The sequence below is a fragment of the Acinetobacter sp. UBA2063 genome (assembly GCF_002333245.1).
Taxonomy (GTDB): domain Bacteria; phylum Pseudomonadota; class Gammaproteobacteria; order Pseudomonadales; family Moraxellaceae; genus Acinetobacter; species Acinetobacter parvus.
The window spans coordinates 3,396-3,975 of sequence record NZ_DDAH01000147.1 but is presented as its reverse complement, the minus strand read 5'-3'; the positions used below and the strand labels follow the sequence as shown (position 1 = coordinate 3,975).

The following is a 580-nucleotide window of genomic DNA, read 5'->3' as shown; positions in this document are numbered from 1 at the left end:
TACCCAATGTGCATTTTTTGTTTACGACAATTCCTTATTTTTTAAGAGGCATTAATTAAATAATAGCAATATCATTCATCATGCTCGCATTCTAAATCTTTCAAAATGTAAAAAACACTCTATCATTTTACTGAAAAATACTATAGATTCACATTTAAAATACTTAAAAGTTATAAAAATCAATGTATTTAATGAATTAATCTAAAAAATATTGCAGTTACCTATTGAAATACTCAAAAATTAGCAGTACAACTGAAAGAATAATTCTGACTAAAACACTTAAGTTTTGTCATCACCACAAGGAGGGATGGAGATGTTATCATTACATTTCAACAAGCAAGTCTTCATTAACACTCTGAAGACCACTGATTCGAGCATCTATGCAATCACAACGCTGGCCTTAATGGCAACGTTGTTATTCCAAGGCACTATTATGGGTAACTTAAAACCTGAATATTTCGCCTATGCAATGGTCGTCTCTATGGCTTTCTGTACGTGGGGGATTATTGATCGAAAGTGTCGACAGGTAAATATTGATCGACAAAAGAATTCTTTAGAGAAAATGGATGATTAATCATCC

The 580-nt window shown here is 31.6% G+C and carries 1 protein-coding gene; it reads left to right on the top strand.

Going from position 1 to position 580, the window contains the following annotated elements; translation table 11 throughout:
- The first annotated feature begins 313 nt into the window (after positions 1–313).
- Positions 314–574 carry a hypothetical protein gene (locus B4H32_RS06675; protein ID WP_004680924.1) on the top strand — a complete coding sequence of 87 codons (261 nt, stop codon included), beginning with the start codon at positions 314–316 and terminating at the stop codon, positions 572–574.
- The last annotated feature ends 6 nt before the right edge of the window (positions 575–580 follow it).